The 16,426-nt window shown below is 74.1% G+C and carries 16 protein-coding genes; 8 read left to right on the forward strand and 8 right to left on the reverse strand.

The window, feature by feature from the left end:
- Nucleotides 1-46 precede the first annotated feature (46 nt).
- Nucleotides 47-1,003, forward strand: coding sequence for a RecB family exonuclease (locus QRT04_RS15705; protein ID WP_407653651.1), 957 nt, complete (start codon nucleotides 47-49; stop codon nucleotides 1,001-1,003).
- 62 nt (nucleotides 1,004-1,065) lie between these two features.
- Here the strand turns inward: QRT04_RS15705 and QRT04_RS15710 are convergent, their stop codons facing one another.
- Entirely contained in the window at nucleotides 1,066-1,758 is a 693-nt protein-coding gene (locus QRT04_RS15710) for an HAD family hydrolase (protein WP_289456549.1), read from the reverse strand.
- A gap of 98 nt (nucleotides 1,759-1,856) precedes the next feature.
- On the opposite strand from QRT04_RS15710, the gene QRT04_RS15715 reads away from it, so the two are divergent.
- The gene (locus QRT04_RS15715; protein WP_289456550.1) at nucleotides 1,857-2,714 is read left to right on the forward strand and encodes a PAC2 family protein; all 858 of its coding nucleotides are present in this window, start codon (nucleotides 1,857-1,859) and stop codon (nucleotides 2,712-2,714) included.
- A 57-nt stretch (nucleotides 2,715-2,771) separates the two neighbouring features.
- Here QRT04_RS15715 and mshC read toward each other — a convergent pair whose 3' ends face one another.
- Complete coding sequence (mshC, locus tag QRT04_RS15720) at nucleotides 2,772-4,022, reverse strand: cysteine--1-D-myo-inosityl 2-amino-2-deoxy-alpha-D-glucopyranoside ligase (RefSeq protein WP_289456551.1); 1,251 nt, start codon at nucleotides 4,020-4,022, stop codon at nucleotides 2,772-2,774.
- Nucleotides 4,023-4,084: 62 nt separating this feature from the next.
- Between mshC and QRT04_RS15725 the strand changes: the two genes are divergently transcribed.
- Complete coding sequence (locus QRT04_RS15725) at nucleotides 4,085-5,110, forward strand: magnesium and cobalt transport protein CorA (RefSeq protein ID WP_289456552.1); 1,026 nt, start codon at nucleotides 4,085-4,087, stop codon at nucleotides 5,108-5,110.
- Nucleotides 5,111-5,139: 29 nt separating this feature from the next.
- On the opposite strand, the gene QRT04_RS15730 is transcribed toward QRT04_RS15725, so the two are convergent.
- Complete coding sequence (locus tag QRT04_RS15730; RefSeq protein ID WP_289456743.1) at nucleotides 5,140-6,030, reverse strand: undecaprenyl-diphosphate phosphatase; 891 nt, start codon at nucleotides 6,028-6,030, stop codon at nucleotides 5,140-5,142.
- A 77-nt stretch (nucleotides 6,031-6,107) separates the two neighbouring features.
- On the opposite strand from QRT04_RS15730, the gene QRT04_RS15735 reads away from it, so the two are divergent.
- The gene (locus QRT04_RS15735) at nucleotides 6,108-7,058 is read left to right on the forward strand and encodes an aldo/keto reductase (protein WP_289456553.1); all 951 of its coding nucleotides are present in this window, start codon (nucleotides 6,108-6,110) and stop codon (nucleotides 7,056-7,058) included.
- 45 nt (nucleotides 7,059-7,103) lie between these two features.
- Here QRT04_RS15735 and QRT04_RS15740 read toward each other — a convergent pair whose 3' ends face one another.
- The gene (locus QRT04_RS15740) at nucleotides 7,104-7,424 is read right to left on the reverse strand and encodes a primosomal protein (RefSeq protein ID WP_289456554.1); all 321 of its coding nucleotides are present in this window, start codon (nucleotides 7,422-7,424) and stop codon (nucleotides 7,104-7,106) included.
- 89 nt (nucleotides 7,425-7,513) lie between these two features.
- Between QRT04_RS15740 and QRT04_RS15745 the strand changes: the two genes are divergently transcribed.
- A complete protein-coding gene (locus QRT04_RS15745) occupies nucleotides 7,514-7,762 on the forward strand; it encodes a DUF5703 family protein (RefSeq protein ID WP_289456555.1) in 249 nt (82 codons plus the stop codon).
- Between the two features lie 22 nt (nucleotides 7,763-7,784).
- On the opposite strand, the gene QRT04_RS15750 is transcribed toward QRT04_RS15745, so the two are convergent.
- The 3 genes from QRT04_RS15750 to ald all read right to left on the reverse strand — a co-directional run bounded on the left by QRT04_RS15750 (nucleotide 7,785) and on the right by ald (nucleotide 12,465).
- Nucleotides 7,785-9,107: a M20/M25/M40 family metallo-hydrolase gene (locus tag QRT04_RS15750; RefSeq protein ID WP_289456556.1), complete on the reverse strand. Its 1,323-nt coding sequence runs from the start codon at nucleotides 9,105-9,107 to the stop codon at nucleotides 7,785-7,787.
- 79 nt (nucleotides 9,108-9,186) lie between these two features.
- The gene (locus tag QRT04_RS15755; protein ID WP_289456557.1) at nucleotides 9,187-11,250 is read right to left on the reverse strand and encodes a M3 family metallopeptidase; all 2,064 of its coding nucleotides are present in this window, start codon (nucleotides 11,248-11,250) and stop codon (nucleotides 9,187-9,189) included.
- A 102-nt stretch (nucleotides 11,251-11,352) separates the two neighbouring features.
- Entirely contained in the window at nucleotides 11,353-12,465 is a 1,113-nt protein-coding gene (ald, locus tag QRT04_RS15760) for an alanine dehydrogenase (RefSeq protein WP_289456558.1), read from the reverse strand.
- 130 nt (nucleotides 12,466-12,595) lie between these two features.
- Between ald and QRT04_RS15765 the strand changes: the two genes are divergently transcribed.
- The 3 genes from QRT04_RS15765 to QRT04_RS15775 all read left to right on the forward strand — a co-directional run bounded on the left by QRT04_RS15765 (nucleotide 12,596) and on the right by QRT04_RS15775 (nucleotide 15,120).
- Entirely contained in the window at nucleotides 12,596-13,363 is a 768-nt protein-coding gene (locus QRT04_RS15765) for a fructosamine kinase family protein (protein ID WP_289456559.1), read from the forward strand.
- A 133-nt stretch (nucleotides 13,364-13,496) separates the two neighbouring features.
- Nucleotides 13,497-14,387: a matrixin family metalloprotease gene (locus tag QRT04_RS15770; protein WP_289456560.1), complete on the forward strand. Its 891-nt coding sequence runs from the start codon at nucleotides 13,497-13,499 to the stop codon at nucleotides 14,385-14,387.
- Between the two features lie 97 nt (nucleotides 14,388-14,484).
- Entirely contained in the window at nucleotides 14,485-15,120 is a 636-nt protein-coding gene (locus QRT04_RS15775; RefSeq protein ID WP_289456561.1) for an alpha/beta fold hydrolase, read from the forward strand.
- Here the strand turns inward: QRT04_RS15775 and QRT04_RS15780 are convergent.
- Complete coding sequence (locus QRT04_RS15780) at nucleotides 15,107-16,321, reverse strand: AI-2E family transporter (RefSeq protein WP_289456562.1); 1,215 nt, start codon at nucleotides 16,319-16,321, stop codon at nucleotides 15,107-15,109. The genes QRT04_RS15775 and QRT04_RS15780 overlap by 14 nt on opposite strands.
- Nucleotides 16,322-16,426 lie beyond the last annotated feature (105 nt).

Below are 16,426 nucleotides of genomic sequence, written 5' to 3' on the forward strand. Positions count from 1 at the left end.
GGCGCGGGGGCACGGGCATGTCGGTGGCCGCGCCTACGCTGCAGACGTGACCGATCTGGACGAGGCGCGCGAGTCGACTGTCGAGGAGACTGTCGAGCCGACGATCGACGCGAGCGTCGAGGAGAGCGTCGACGCCGCCGTCGAGGCGGCTGCCGTCGCCGACGCGCCGGCTCGCGAGCCAGCCAAGCCTGGCCTGTCCCCGTCGCGCGCGAACGACTTCCTCCAGTGCCCGCTCATGTTCCGGTTCCGGGTGGTCGACCGGCTGCCCGAGCCGCCGAGCACGGCGGCGGCGCGCGGCACGCTCGTGCACGCGGTGCTCGAGCACCTCTTCGAGCTGCCCGCGGTCGAGCGGACTCTCGCCGCAGCGCACGGCCTGGTGCCCGAGCAGTGGGAGCGGCTCCTCGAGCGCGACCCCGGCGTCGGTGAGCTGTTCGACGGGCCGGCGGCGCTGACCGAGTGGCTGGCCAGCGCCGAGGCGCTGCTCGAGACGTACTTCTCGCTCGAGGACCCCACCCGGCTCGAACCGCGCGAGCGCGAGCTCGTCGTCCGCACCGAGCTGGACGACGGGCCGCAGCTGCGCGGCATCGTCGACCGCGTGGACGTCGCACCCAACGGGTGGGTGCGCGTCGTCGACTACAAGACGGGCCGCTCGCCGCGCCCCGGCTTCGAGAGCTCCGCGCTCTTCCAGATGCGGTTCTACGCGTTCGTCATCTGGCGCACGCGCGGCGTGCTGCCCAAGCGCCTGCAGCTCGAGTACCTCGGCGACGGCGTCGTCGTGCAGCACGAGCCGAGCGAGCCCGAGATGGCGACGTTCGAGGCGCGGATCCGCTCGATCTGGGCCGGCATCCAGGAGGCGGCCCGCGCCGGTGACTGGCGCCCCCGGACGTCGAAGCTCTGCGACTGGTGCTCGTTCCGCGAGCTCTGCCCCGCGTTCGGCGGCACGCCGCCCCTGGCCTCGCCGGACGACGTCGAGCGAGCGACGGGGGTGCGGCCAGCAGCGTGAGGCCGCGGCGCAGCGGCGCACCGGCTCCCGTGCCCCGGCCGCCGGGGCGCGGCCGGCTCGGGTCAGGCGGCGGGCAGCAGGTCCACGACCTCGCCGGCGGCGACGCGCGCGATCGTCTCGAGCGTCACGTCCTCGAGCGTCTCGACCCGGCTCAGGCCCGGCCGCGGCGCCAGCGACTGCACGACCTCGACCCCGATCGTGCGGGCCCCCGACGCGTACGCCGACGCGACACCCGAGCGCGAGTCCTCGAACGCGACGCACGCCGCGACGTCGACGCCGAGCAGGCCGGCCGCCCGCTGGTACGGCTCCGGGTCCGGCTTGGTGTTCGTCACGTCGTCGCCGCACACCACGGCGTCGAACAGCCCGACGCGCCGCGCGAACGGCTCTCCCAGCACGCGGTACGACGACGTCACGAGCGCCTGCGGGACGCCCGCCTCGTGCAGCACCTCGAGCAGCGCGGCCGCGCCCGGCTGCCACGGCACGCGCTCCTGGACCCCCGCGGCGACGCGCGCGTTGAGGAAGTCGCGGATCTCCTCGTCCGGGAGGCGAACGCCGCGGGCCTGGAGCGCCGCGGCGCACACGTCCATCGAGCTGCCGATCATGGCGGCCGCGTCCTCGTGCGTCCACGGCGCGTCCCAGGCGCGCGCGAGCTCGATCTCGGCCGACATCCAGAACGGCTCGGTGTCGATGAGCGTGCCGTCCATGTCCCACAGCACGGCGGCGGGCAGCGCGGAGCGAGGCGTCGTCGTGGGCATGCCTCCATCGTACGGGCGGCCCCGCGGCAGCCCCCGGGACCCCGGGCCGCGCGGTCCTCGTCCCGCGTGCGCGGCGGCGCCCGATCTAGTCTGAGCAGATGAGCGAGCTCCCCCCGAGCGACCTGCCCGTCGACGGCACCGTGCTCCTCGCGGCGTTCGAAGGGTGGAACGACGCGGGCTCCGCGGCGACGCAGGCGCTCGAGCACCTCCACGAGGTCTGGAACGCGGAGCAGGTCGACGAGCTCGACCCCGAGGAGTACCACGACTTCCAGGTGAACCGTCCGATGGTCGGCTTCGGCCCGGACGGCCGGCGCGAGATCACGTGGCCGACCACGGCCGTCGCCGTCGCCACCGCACCGGGGAGCGGACGGCGGGTGGTCATCGTGCACGGCATCGAGCCGTCGATGCGCTGGCGGCGCTACTGCGCCGAGCTGCTCGACATCGCCGCGAGCCTCGGCGTCCGCACGGTCGTGACGATCGGCGCACTGCTCGCCGACGTGCCGCACACGCGACCGATCCCGGTCAACGCGACGACCGACGACCCGGCGCTGCGCGACGCGGTCGGGCTCGAGCCGAACACCTACGAGGGCCCGACCGGCATCGTGGGCGTGCTCCAGCACGAGGCGTCCGCACGCGGGCTCGGCGCGCTGTCGCTGTGGGCAGCCGTGCCGCACTACGTCGCGCACCCGCCCTCGCCGAAGGCGACGCTCGCGATCCTGCACCGCATCGAGCAGCTGCTCGGCGAGCCGGTGCCGCTCGGCGAGCTGCCCGAGGACGCGATCGCGTGGCAGCACGGCGTCGACGAGCTGGCGGGCGAGGACAGCGAGATCGGCGAGTACGTGCGCCAGCTCGAGGAGGCCAAGGACACGGCTGACCTGCCCGAGGCGACGGGCGAGGCGATCGCGCGCGAGTTCGAGCGCTACCTGCGCAGGCGGGACAAGGGCCCGGGTTCCTGACGATCGGCCGGCCGGTGGTCGCCCGCTCGGCTCAGAGCCGGACGCGAGCGCCGGGGCTCAGACCCTGACCCCGAGCAGCGCGTCCACCGTCCGCGCCACGACTCCCGGCGCGCCCTCGACGACGTCGCCCTCCCCCGCGAGCGACCGGCGAGCCCACTCGTCGACCATGCCGAGCGCCCGCGGGGTGTCCAGGTCGTCGGCCACGGCGGCTCGCACGCCCGCGAGCAGCTCGTCGGCCGCCGGGCCGCCGTTCCCGGAGATCGCGCGCCGCCACAGGTCGAGTCGCGCCTGCGCCTCGTGGAGACCCTCGTCGGTCCAGTCCCAGTCGTCGCGGTAGCGGTGCGCGAGGATCGCGAGCCGGACGGCCATCGCGTCGACGCCCTGCTCGCGCAGGCGCGAGACCAGCACGAGGTTGCCGCGCGACTTGCTCATCTTCTCGCCGTGGAGCCCGACCATGCCGGTGTGGACGTGCACGCGCGCCGCGGCGCCCGCGTCGAGCAGCCGGGCGTGCGACGAGCTCATCTCGTGGTGCGGGAACTGCAGGTCCGAGCCGCCGCCCTCGACGTCGAACGGCAGGCCGAGGCCGTCGCGCGCGATGACCGCGCACTCGATGTGCCACCCGGGGCGGCCACGGCCGAGGGAGCCGCCGTCCCACGCGGGCTCACCGGGCCGCTCGCGGCGCCACAGCAGCGGGTCGAGCGGCGAGCGCTTGCCGGGCCGGTCGGGGTCGCCGCCGCGCTCGCGCGCCAGCTCGACCATCCGCGCCTCGTCGAGGCGCGCCACGACACCGAGGTCCGGGTCGGCAGCCAGGTCCGCGTACACGTCGCCCGGCCCGTCGACGCCCGGCGTCTCGATCACGTACGCGGCCCCCGCGGCGAGCAGCTTCTCGACCGCCTCGATGACGGCGGGGATCTCCTCGACGACGCCGCGGTACACGTCGGGCGGGATGACGCCGAGCGCCGTCATGTCCTCCGCGTAGAGCGCGATCTGCTCGTCGGCGAGCTCGCGCCAGTCGACACCCGTCGCCGCCGCGCGCTCGAGCAGCGGGTCGTCGACGTCCGTGACGTTCGACGCGTAGCGCACGCTCTTGCCGGCGTCGCGCCACGCCCGACCGAGCAGGTCGAAGGCGACGTAGGTCGCAGCATGGCCCAGGTGCGTGGCGTCGTACGGCGTGATGCCGCAGACGTAGAGCGTCGCGGACTCCCCCGCCGCCGCCTCGACCAGCTCGCCCGACGACGAGTCGCGCACCAGGACCTGCCCTCCTCGTCCGGGCAGCGCAGGGACGTGGGGCGTGGGCCAGGTGAGCACGGCCGTCAGCCTAATCGGGGCGGCGCACGGGCCGGACGCCGTCGCGGGGCGACAATGCGCACGTGGAGCTCGACATCAGCGCGGACCTCGACGCCGCGGCAGGGAACGACCGCATCTTCGTTCCCGACGGCGACGGCTGGCGGGAGCTCGGCGCGGGCGACGACGTCCCGCGGTCGGGTCCACGCTGGGTGGTCGTCGCCGACGCGCGGCGCCTCACCGACGTGGCCCGCGCGCACGGCGTCGGTGAGCCGGCCCTGTCGGTGCTCAACCACCGTGGCCTCGGCGAGCACGCCGTGCGCACCCACCGCCTGCGCGCCCATGTCGAGCGCGTGCAGGACGACGAGATCGTGCTGACGACGCCGACGCTCTCCTACGTCGAGGAGACGCGCGACGTGCACACCGGCGCCGTGAGCGGCGTGCTGTGCCGTGAGGTCGTCGTGACGACCGAGGTGGGCGACGCCGGCGTGCTCGACGAGGCGGCGGAGAAGCTCACCAGCAACGTGCCCGTGCCGGACTCAGGCACGCACCAGGTGCTCGCGGCGATCCTGCTGACGTTCCTGTCGACGGCGTCCGACGTCGAGGTGTCGCTCGGCGACGCCGTCGCCAAGACCGAGCGGATGGTGTTCTCGTCGGCCGCGGGCCAGGACCCGATCGAGCGCATCTACGACCTCAAGCGCGAGATCGCGGAGGCGCGACGTGCGCTCCAGCCCGTCACGTCGGTGCTGCCGGAGCTGCTGGCCAACGTGCAGGCGTCGGGTGAGGACGCAGTCGCCGAGCAGTGGCTGCGCCGCGCGGAGAACTGGGTCGACCGCCTCGACTCGCACCTCGACTCGCACGACGCGCTGCTCGACGCGATGATCTCGGTCCACCTGTCGCAGGTGTCGGTGCGGCAGAACGAGGACATGCGCAAGATCTCCGCGTGGGCCGCGATGGGGCTCGCGCCGACGCTGATCGCGGGGATCTACGGCATGAACTTCCGCAACATGCCCGAGCTCGACTGGCACTTCGGGTACCCGTTCGCACTCGGCCTGATGGTCGCGGTGTGCGGCGCCCTCTACGCACTGTTCCGGCGGTCCGGCTGGCTGTAGCGGGCAACCTGCCACCGCCCCGGCGGCGGTCAGCCCGCCGGCAGCGGCGCGTTCGGCTCGAGCGCGCCCGTGAGCAGCAGCAGCACCACGAGCGCTGCTAGCCCGAGCCGGTACCAGACGAACGGCTTGTAGCTGAAGGTCGAGACGATCTTCAGGAACACGATGATCACGAGGTAGCCGACGACGAACGCGACGATCGTCGCGAGCAGCGTGACGCCGAAGCTCGGGACGCCCGGCGTCCCGAACGCGTCGCGCTCCTTGAACAGCTCGAACAGGCCCGAGCCGAACACCGCCGGGATCGCGAGCAGGAAGGAGTACCGCGCGGCCGCCTCGCGGGTGTAGCCCATCAGCAGACCGCCCGTGATCGTGCCGCCGGAGCGCGAGACGCCCGGGATGAGCGCGAGCGCCTGCCAGAGGCCGAACTGCGTCGCGTGCCGCGGGTTGAGCTCCTCGAGCGTGCGCCTCTTCAACCCCACCTTGTCGGCCCAGCCCAGGAAGAGGCCGAACGCGGCGAGCACGAACGCCGTGAGCCATAGGTTGCGGAACGCGCTCTCGATCGCGTCCTGGAACAGCAGGCCGAGCACGACGATCGGGATCGTGCCGATCACGATGAACCACGCCATCAGCGCGTCGTGGTCCTTCGGGCCGTTCGCCGGCATGCCCGCGCGCGACCGCCAGTCGGTGCCGTACGCGCCTCGCAGGGCGTGCCACCAGGCGAGGATGATCCGCCGCAGGTCGCGCCGGAAGTAGAGCAGCACCGCGGACTCGGTCCCGAGCTGGATGACGGCGGTGAACGCGGCGCCCGCGTCCTGACCGTTCACCAGCTCCGAGATGATCCGGATGTGCGCGCTCGAGGAGACCGGGAGGAACTCCGTCAGACCCTGGACGAGCCCGAGAAGGATCGCCTCACCACCACCCATGCCTGCAGCCACGAGCCGCAACGATAGCCGGAGCGCCGTCGCCGACCGCCCTGGCCACGCGGTTAGGGTTGCGCGCCATGGACCTCCGTCCGCTCGGCCGCACGGGCCTGCGCGTCTCCGCCCTCGGCCTCGGCACCATGACCTGGAGCCGCGACACCGACGAGCACGACGCGCGCGAGCAGCTGCGTGACTTCGCCGACGCCGGCGGCACGGTGATCGACACGTCGGCGTCGTACGCCGACGGCGGCGCGGAGGAGCTCCTCGGCGAGCTGCTCGGCGACGTGGTGCCGCGCGACGAGGTCGTGCTCGTGACGAAGGCCGGCGCGGCCCGTGGTGTCGTCGACGCGTCCCGCGGTGCCCTGCTCGGCACGCTCGACGCCTCGCTGCGGCGGCTGCGCACGGACCACGTCGACGTCTGGCTCGTGCAGACCCCCGACCCGCGCACGCCGCTCGACGAGACCGTGTCAGCGCTGCGGCTTGCCGTGACGAGCGGCCGGGCGCGGTACGTCGGGCTGTCGAACCACGCGGGCTGGCAGGTCGCGCGTGCCGCGACGCTTCTCGAGGGCGAGGTCGGACTCGCGGCCGTCGAGGCCGAGTACTCGCTGCTCCAGCGCGGCGTCGAGCGCGAGGTGCTCCCCGCGGCAGGCGCGCTCGGCGCCGGGCTGCTCGCGTGGTCGCCGCTCGGGCGAGGCGTGCTGACGGGCAAGTACCGGCGCACGGTCCCGGCCGACTCGCGCGCGGCGTCGGCGCACCTCGCGGGGTTCGTCCAGCCCTACCTCGACGCGTCGTCGGCCGCCGTGGTCGACGCCGTCGCAACCGCGGCGAAGGGCCTCGACCGCACGCCGCTCGAGGTCGCGCTGGCCTGGGTGCGCGACGCGCCCGGCGTCGCCTCCGCGCTCGTGGGAGCCCGGACCGCCGGACAGCTGCGCGCGTCGCTCACGGCGGAGGACCTGACGCTGCCCGACGCGCTGCGCGCCGCGCTCGACGAGGTGAGCGCCCCGCCGGTCGGGTACCCGGAGCGGTTCTGACCGGCTGCGGCGCCGCCCGGGCCTGATGCGCGGCCGACGCTTCCGTCAGCGGCTCGGCGAGCCCGTCGTCTCGTCCGCGAGCTCCTCCACGTCGTCCACGTCGTCGTCGTACTCGGCGTCACCGGACCAGTCGGACTCCTCGTCGTCCTCGTCCTCGTCGTCCTCCTCCTCGGCGAGGTAGAACGGCGTGGCCTCGCCGTGGACGGTGCCGAGAGCGTCGTCGTAGACCTCGAAGGCGTCCGCCAGCACGTCGTACGCGTCGTCGACCGCCGGGTCGTCCTCACCACGGCGCGAGACGATCGCGTTGTAGTGCGCCTCGAGGGCTGCGATCAGGCGGTCCAGGGCGGCACGCGGGTCGACGGTCATGCCACGACCGTAGCGCCGCCCGAGGCACAATGGCAGCGCAGAAGGTCCGGTGGCACGGCGCACCCGACGCGCCGGGACGGGGTTGGCGGATGGCAATCGGTCAGAGCGGGACGAAGCGGAGCGACTGGGTGTCGCAGGGCGGGCAGTACGAGTACCGCGTTCTCACCCTCCCGCGCACGACGAGTCGCAACGACGCACGTCAGATGCTGACCGAGCAGGCCGAGTACGGACGCTGGGAGCTCGCCCGGTCGGTGGTCTACGTCGGTGGCGAGCGCAGGGTCTGGCTGCGTCGGAAGATCATCCGGGTGCGCTCGACGCTCGCCGAGACGCTCGACTGAGCGGCCGAGTCGGCGCCCCGGCTCAGCAGGTCGCGAGCAGGCGGTCGAGCACGCGGCAGCCGAAGCGCAGCGCGTCGACCGGAACGCGCTCGTCGACGCCGTGGAACATGCCCGTGAAGTCGAGGTCCGCCGGCAGGCGCAGCGGCGCGAAGCCGTAGCCCGCGATGCCGAGGCGCGCGAGCGACTTGTTGTCGGTGCCCGCCGAGAGCGTGTACGGCAGGACCGTCGCGCCGGGGTCCTCGGCGTGCAGCGCGTCGACCATCGCGTCGACGAGCCCACCCGAGAACGGCGCCTCGAGGCCGATGTCGTGGTGGATCCGCTCGATCCGCACGTGCTCGCCGGCGAGCTCCGCCACCTTCGCGTCGAACTCCACCTCGCGGCCCGGAAGGAACCGGCCGTCGACCGTGCCCTGCGCGGTCGAGGGGATGACGTTCGCCTTGTAGCCCGCGGCGAGCTGGCTCGGGTTGGTGGTGTGCTGCAGCGTCGCGCCGACGAACCGCTTGGCCGGGCCGAGCGCGTCCACCAGCCGGTGGATCGTGTCCGGGTCCTCCTCGTCGAGCGGGAGGCCCGTGAGGTCCGCCACGCCGCGGAGCAGCTCGCGGACCGTGGGCGTCAGCTCGAGCGGCCACGCGTACCGGCCGATCCGCGCCACCGCCTCGGCCAGGTGCGTCACCGCGTTGTCCGGGCTGACGCCGCTGCCGTGACCGGCCCGCCCGTCGGCGACGAGCCGCATCCACGACAGGCCCTTCTCGGCGGTCTGCAGCAGGTAGGCGCGCCGTCCACCGACGTCGACCGAGAACCCGCCGACCTCGCTGATCGCCTCGGTCGCGCCCTCGAACAGCTCCGGCCGGTGGTCGACCGCCCACCGGGCGCCCGCGCCTCCGCCGGCCTCTTCGTCGGCGAACATCGCGACGACCACGTCACGCGCAGGCTGGCGGCCCTCGCGGACCAGCTGCCGCACGACGGACAGGATCATCGCGTCCATGTCCTTCATGTCGACGGCGCCGCGGCCCCAGAGCAGGCCGTCGCGCTCCTCGCCGGCGAACGGGTCGACCGACCAGTCCGCGGCCTGCGCCGGGACGACGTCGAGGTGACCGTGCAGCACGAGCGCGGGTCGCGATCGGTCGGCACCCTCGAGTCGCGTGACCAGGCTCGTGCGGCCCGGACGGCTCTCGAACACCTCGACCTCGAGCCCGACCTCGTCGAGCAGCCCGGCGACGTGCTCGGCCGCCGCGCGCTCCCCCGGACCGGAGTCGTCGCCGAAGTTGGACGTGTCGATGCGGATCAGGTCGCGGCAGATGCCGACGACCTCGTCCTCGGCCGTGGGCGGGGCGGTCGTCGGCATGCGGCCAACCTACCGGGACGCCACCGGGCGCCGGGCCGCCGCCGGGGTCGACCTGCACCCCCGGGAGCGGCCCGGCCGGTCAGGCCGTCAGCCCGCGGCGCACCAGGAGCGGGTCGATCTGCGGGTCACGGCCGCGCAGCTCGCGGAACGCGTCCATCGGGTCGAGCGAGCCGCCGCGCGAGAGCAGCGCGCCGCGGAACCGGTCGCCGTTCTCCCGCCGCAGTCCGCCGTTCTCGCGGAACCACTCGACCGTGTCGGCGTCGAGCACCTCCGACCAGATGTAGGAGTAGTACCCCGCCGCGTAGCCGCCGCCGAAGATGTGGTTGAAGTACGACGTGCGGTAGCGCGGCAGCACCTTGGCGTACGAGATGCCGGCGGCGTCGAGCGCCGCGGCCTCGAAGGCCTCGACCTGCTCCGGGTCGGTCGGCGCCTCCTCGGGCGTCAGCCGGTGCCACGCCTGGTCGAGCAGCGCCGCGCCCAGGTACTCCGTCGTGCCGAAGCCCTGGCCGTCCCGGCGGCTGTCGAGCAGCGTCTCGACCCACTCCGACGGCATCGGCTCGCCCGTCACGTGGTGCCGCGCGAACGAGCGGACGACCGTCTCGTCCCACGCCCACATCTCGTTCACCTGCGACGGGTACTCGACGAAGTCACGCGGGACCGACGTGCCCGACTGCGACGGCCAGCGCACCGCGCTGAACAGACCGTGCAGCGCGTGGCCGAACTCGTGGAACGCGGTGCTGACCTCGTCCCACGTGAGCAGGGTCGGCTCGCCGTCGGGCGGGCGCGGGATGTTGAGGTTGTTGACGACGACGGGCGGCTCGTCGAGCAGCCACGACTGGTCGACGAGGTTGTTCATCCACGCCCCGCCGCGCTTGCTGTCGCGCGTCCAGCCGTCGAACACGAAGAGGCCGAGGCCGCTGCCGTCCGCGTCGAACACCTCGAAGACGCGCGCGTCGGGGTGGTAGGCGACGAGGTCATGGCGCTCGGCGAACGTGAGGCCGTACAGGTCGGTCGCGGCGCGGAAGACGCCCTCGGTGAGCACGCGGTCGAGCTCGAGGTACGGCCGCAGCGCCGCGTCGTCGATCGACCGGCGCGCGTGGCGGACGCGCTCGGCGTAGAACGCCCAGTCCCACGGCTCGAGCGTGGCGGCCGGCTCGTCCTCCCGCAGGACCGCCTCGAGCTCGGCGGCCTCGGCGCGGGCGTTGGCGACGGCGGCCGGGACCAGGCGAGTCAGCATCGCGTCGACCGCGTCGGCCGACTTCGCCGTGGCGTCCTCGGCGACATAGGCCGCGTGGTGCGGGTAGCCGAGCAGCCGGGCCCGCTCCGCGCGCAGGCGCGCGAGCTCGACGAGGGTCGGCCGCGTGTCGTGGGCGCCGCCGAGCCCGCGCGAGATCGACGCGCGGTAGAGCCGCTCGCGCACCGAGCGGTTCGTCAGCGACGCGAGCGCGGGCTGGTCCGTCGGCAGGATCAGGTCGATGAGCCACGCGTCCTCGTGCCCGCGCTCGGCAGCGGCGCGGGCGGCGGCACGGCGTGCGTCGTCGGGCAGGCCGTCGAGCTCGTCCTCGTCGGTGAGCAGCAGCGCGCCGTCGTTGCCCGCGGCGAGCAGCTCGCGCCCGAACACCGTCGACAGCCGCGTGATCTCGGCGTTCAACCACCGCAGGCGCTCCTGCGCGGTCTCGTCGAGGCGCACGCCGGCGCGCAGGAACGCCGTCGTCGTGCGCTCCAGCAGCCACGCCGTGTCGGGCTCGAGCTCGACACGGCCGGCCGTCGCGTCGGCGGCGATCGCCTCGAGCCGCGCGAAGATGCGGCCGTCGAGGTGCAGTGCGTCCTCGTGCGCCGCGAGCAGCGGTGCGACCTCCTCCTCGATCGCGTCGAGCGCCGGGCTCGAGTCCGAGCTCGAGACGTTGAAGAAGACGGTCGCGGACCGGGTCAGGAGCCGTCCCGACCGCTCGAGCGCCTCGAGCGTGTTCTCGACCGTCGGGGGCTCGGGATCCGTCGCGATCGCCTCCCACTCGGCGCGCTGCTCGGCCATCCCGGCGAGCATCGCGGGCAGGTAGTGCTCGGTACGGATGCGCGTGAAGTCCGGCAGGCGGTACGGGAGGGTCGATTCGGTCGCGAACGGGTTGCTGAGGTCGAGCGCCATGCGTTCATCCAACCTCATGGCCGAGGGTGCGGCCGGGCGACCACGTCGACGCGCGTCCGTCCGCACCCGCGGCCCCTGTGCAAGGCGAGCAGGCGCCGCAGGTCAGGCGAACGCGGCTGCCGGCGGCGCCGACTCGTAGCCGTGCGCCCGCGCGACGGGCTCGCTGAACAGCCGACCCCCGCGCGTCGTCAGCCCCGCCGCGAGCGTCGCGTCGGCCTCGAGAGCCCCGCGGACCCCGCGCTCCGCGAGGGCCGACAGGTACGGCAGCGTCACGTTCGTCAGCGCGCGCGTCGACGTCACGGGCACCGCGCCCGGCATGTTCGCGACGCAGTAGAAGACGGAGCCGTGCACGCGGTAGGTCGGGTCGTCGTGCGTGGTCGGGTGGGTGTCCTCGAAGCAGCCGCCCTGGTCGACGGCGACGTCGACGAGCACCGAGCCGGGCTTCATCCGCTTGACGAGCGTGTTCGGCACCAGGTGGGGCGCGCGCGCCCCGGGCACGAGCACGGCGCCGATGACGAGGTCCGCGTCGAGCAGCTCGCGCTCGATGGCGTACGCGCTCGACGCGAGCGTGCGGATGCGCCCCGTGAACGCGGCGTCGATCTCGCGCAGCCGTGGCATCGACAGGTCGAGCACCGCCACGTCGGCGCGCATGCCCACCGCGATCTCCGCCGCGTGCCGCCCGACGACTCCCCCGCCCAGCACGACGACCTTGGCGGCGTCGACGCCCGGCACGCCCCCGAGCAGCACGCCCGCGCCGCCCTCGTTGCGCATCAGGTGGTAGGCGCCGACCTGCGACGCGAGTCTCCCCGCGACCTCGCTCATGGGCGCGAGCAGCGGGAGCGACCCGTCGGGCAGCTGCACCGTCTCGTACGCGACCGACGTGGTGCCGCCCGCGAGCAGCGCGTCGGTGCACGCGCGGTCGGCGGCCAGGTGCAGGTAGGTGAACAGCGTGAGGTCGGCGCGCAGGAAGCCGTACTCCTGCTCCACCGGCTCCTTCACCTTGCACACGAGCTCGGCGGACCACGCCTCCTCGGCCGTGCCGACGATGCGCGCGCCCGCCTCCCGGTAGTGCGCGTCGTCGATCGCCGAGCCCTCGCCCGCGCCGGACTCGACGAGCACCTCGTGCCCGGCGCCGACGAGCTGGTGCGCCCCGGCCGGTGTGAGGGCCACGCGGTACTCGCGGTTCTTGACCTCCCGCGGGATCCCGACCTGCATCGTGTGCTCCGTCCGTCGTGGGGTCTGCCACTCGCGACCAGTGTCGTCTCGCGCGGCCCGCGCGGCGCGGGCGGCGGGGTGGTTTCGCCCTCGCGGGGCATGCCCGCGCTCCTCCGGGCACCATCGACCCGTGACGACGCCGACGTTCCGCAAGTCCCGGCACGACGCGCCGGCGGGCTTCTTCGCGTGCGAGGCCGCGGGCCTGCGCTGGCTCGGGGAGGCTGCCGACGGCGCGCCCGTCGTGGCGGTGCTCGACGTGGCCGACGACCACCTGGACCTGGCCCGGCTGACGAGCGTGCGGCCGACGCGCGACGCCGCGGTCGCGTTCGGACGCGCACTCGCCGGCACGCACGACGCCGGCGCGCCAGCCTTCGGGAGCCCGCCGCCGGCCTGGGGTCGCGACGGCTTCTTCGGGCCGCTGGACGCGCCGCTCGTCATGCCGGCCGGCGAGCACGAGCGGTGGGGCGACTTCCTCGCGCGGCGCCGCCTCCAGCCGCTCGCAGCGGCGCTCGACCGTGCGGGGGTCGTACCGGCCAGGGCGTTCGACGCCCTCGTGACGCGCCTGCTCGGGGGCGACCTCGACGACGACGACCGCCCGGCCCGGCTGCACGGCGACCTCTGGTCGGGCAACGTGATGTGGACCGCGCAGGGCGCGACTCTCGTCGACCCCGCCGCGCACGGCGGCCATCGCGAGACGGACCTCGCGATGCTGCACCTGTTCGGGCTGCCGTTCCTCGACGACGTCGTCGCGGGCTACGGCGAGGTGCACGCCCTGCGACCGGGGTGGCGCGAGCGCCTCGGGTTGCACCAGGTGTACCCCGTCGGCGTGCACGCGCTGCTGTTCGGCGGCGGTTACGTCGCGCAGCTGCGACGCCTGCTGGAGCGCTGGGGCCGCTGAACCGCGTCCGGCGTGCGCCCGGGGTGGGCGTTCGGGTGGTCCGCTGCCGTCGCCGCGCGCGGGGATCGGGGCGCGTGCCATCCTCGTCGGACGACGAAGGGGCGCCGCCCCGTGGACGGACCGGGAGGGCAGCGTGGACGCTCGCGGTCCGTCGCCGTGGCCGCCGACCGCCGGTGCGGCGCCTGAGCTGCCGCAGCCGCGCCGCCCCGTCGAGCCGCCGCTCGTGCGGTTCGTGACGCCGCCCCGCACGGTCCGGCGCGTGCCGCGAGCGCTGGTGATGGCGCTCGTCGTGCTGCTGCTCGGTGGCGCGTTCGCGCTCGGGGCGCGGTGGTACGCCGCCGCGAACGCCTTCGGTCCCGCGGCCGGGCACGAGGAGGCCCGGGTCCCGCTCGGCGCCCCGCCCGTCGAGTCGTCCCTCGACCACGGGCCCCACGCGTTCACTGCGCTCCAGGCGGACGGGACGACGCCCGTCGCGTACGACCCGTGCCGGCCCATCCACTACGTCGTCCGGACCGCGGGCGCGCCCGACGGCGCCGACCAGCTGCTCACGACCGCCATCGACCGCGTCTCGGCGGCGACCGGTCTGCAGTTCGTCGACGACGGCACCACGACCGAGGCGCCGTCACCGAAGCGCCACGCGTACCAGCCCGACCGGTACGGCAAGCGCTGGGCGCCGGTGCTCGTGGCCTGGTCCGACGCGCTGGAGACGCCCGCGCTCGAGGGCGACGTCGCGGGCCTGGGCGGCTCGGCGTCGGTGCACCGCGACGGCGTCGACGTGTACGTGACCGGCTCGGTCACGCTCGACACCGACGAAGTTGCGCGGCTGCTCGCGACGCCCAACGGGCAGGCGATCGCCCTCGGGGTCGTGTCGCACGAGCTCGGGCACCTCGTCGGTCTCGACCACGTCGACGACCCCGCGGAGCTCATGTACCCCTCGACGAACCTCTCGGTGACGAGCTTCGCGGCGGGCGATCGTGAAGGTCTTGCGGTGCTCGGTGAGGGACGTTGCACACCCCACCTGTGAGGCGCGCCGGCCGGTCCGCGCGGGCGTAGCCTGTCGGGGCCGCGGAGCCGCGGCGCGCACCAAGGAGCCCCTCATCTCGCACCGTCCGATCGTCCTCGTGCACGGCACCCGCTCGTCCTCCGCCATCTGGGCGGCGCAGGTCGGTGCGCTGCGGCAGCACGGCCACCCGACCCTCGCGCTCGACCTGCCCGGCCACGGCACGCGATCGGGCGAGCGGTTCACCCTCGAGGGCGCGGTGGCCGCGATCGACGACGCCGTGCGCTCGTTCACCGTCGCGCCGCTGCTGGTCGGGCTCTCGCTCGGCGGGTACGCGAGCCTCGCGTACGCCGGCCGGAACGCCGACCGCATCGCGGGCATCGTGCTGGCCGGATGCTCGACCGAGACGCGCGGCAAGCCGCTGCGGCTCTACGGGCGCCTCTCGGCAGCTCTCGACGGCGCGCTCGAGTTCGGCGGCGGCACGTGGGACGTCGTGACCGACATGCTCTCCTCGCTCGCGGGGTACTCGTCGATCGAGGACCTGCGCCGGCTGCGGCTGCCGCTCTGGCTGGTCAACGGCGCACGCGACCCGCTGCGGCTCGACGAGCGGCGCTACCTGCGGGCGGCGCCCGCCGCCCGGCTGACGGTCGTGCCGCGCGCGGGCCACGACGTCAACCTGCACGCCCCGGTCGCGTTCAACCGGGTGCTGCTCGACGCGCTGCACGAGCTGCCCGCGCCGGTGCTCACCGCTCGCTGACGGCCTCGTCGACAGGCTCGACGTCCTCCTCGACCTCGTCCTCTTCTTCCTCGTCCATGGGCGGGTCGAGCGTGCGCAGCCGCGAGAAGATCGACCAGCAGACGGAGATCAGCGGCACCGCGATCACCGCTCCGAGCAGGCCGCCGAGCAGCGTGCCGCCCGTGACCGCCAAGGCGATCACCACCGGGTGGATCTTCACCTGCCGGCCCATGATCAGCGGCTGGAGGAAGTGCCCCTCGAACTGGCCGATCAGCGCGATGCCGACGCCCACGAAGATCGCCGACCAGACGCCGTTGGCCGCCAGCGCCACCAGCATCGCGACGACCATGGCGGCCGGTCCGCCGATGAGCGGGATGAACGCGCCGATGAAGACGAGCACCGACAACGGTGCCGACAGCGGCACCCGCAGGATCGTCAGGATGATGAACGCGAGGCCGCCCTCGGTGACGGCGATGATCACCGTGCCGCGCGCGTAGCCCGAGAACGTGTACCAGCCGGCGCCACCGGCGGTCTTCCACGTCTCCCGGTGCCTCGCGGGCAGCTGGTTGAGGAACCACGTCCACATGTCGGTGCCCCGCGCGAGGAAGAACACGGCGCAGAACAGCGCGAGCGCGAGGGTCGTGAACACCTCGACGACGCTGCCGGTCCGCGACGCCGCGGCGCTGGCGATCTCGCCCGAGTGCGTCTGCACCCAGTCGCGCCCCGTGTCGATCCACTGCGCGACCTGGTCGCTCGTCACCTTGAACGGCAGGTTCCCGCTCTCGAGGAAGTCGGTGATCTGCCCGATGCCGTCGCTGAACTGCGCGCTCAGCTTGTCCCACTGGCTGGCCACCGAGTAGCCCACCCAGGTCAGGAGGCCCAGGAAGAAGAGGATGCCGCCGATGAGCGCGACGGCCGTGGCCGCGAACCGCGGCATCCCCTTGGCCAGCCAGTCGACCGCCGGGCGCAGCACGGCGCTGACGACGAGCGCGATGAACACCGCGATGAGCAGGAGCTGGACGTGCCACACCGCCGTGAAGATGACGACGACGGCGAGCGCCACGACGAGCAGCCGCCACGAGACGCCCGCCGTCGCACGGAGCCAGCGCGGGGCGTCGTAGTCGTTGCCGTAGACGTTCGGGTTGCGGCGCGCGCCGGCCACGGTCCGCACCGACGGAGCGGTCGTCGTGTGCCTCGTCGGTCCGCCCGGAACCTCGCTCATCGTTCTCCCTGGTCACCCCGCTGCGTCCTGGCCGGCGCACCGTTGCGGGCCAGTCTGCACCGTGGGGGCGATGCGGGCTCGACGGGCGCACCGTGCTATCTTTTC

The sequence above is a fragment of the Cellulomonas alba genome (assembly GCF_030362835.1).
Lineage (GTDB): Bacteria > Actinomycetota > Actinomycetes > Actinomycetales > Cellulomonadaceae > Cellulomonas > Cellulomonas alba.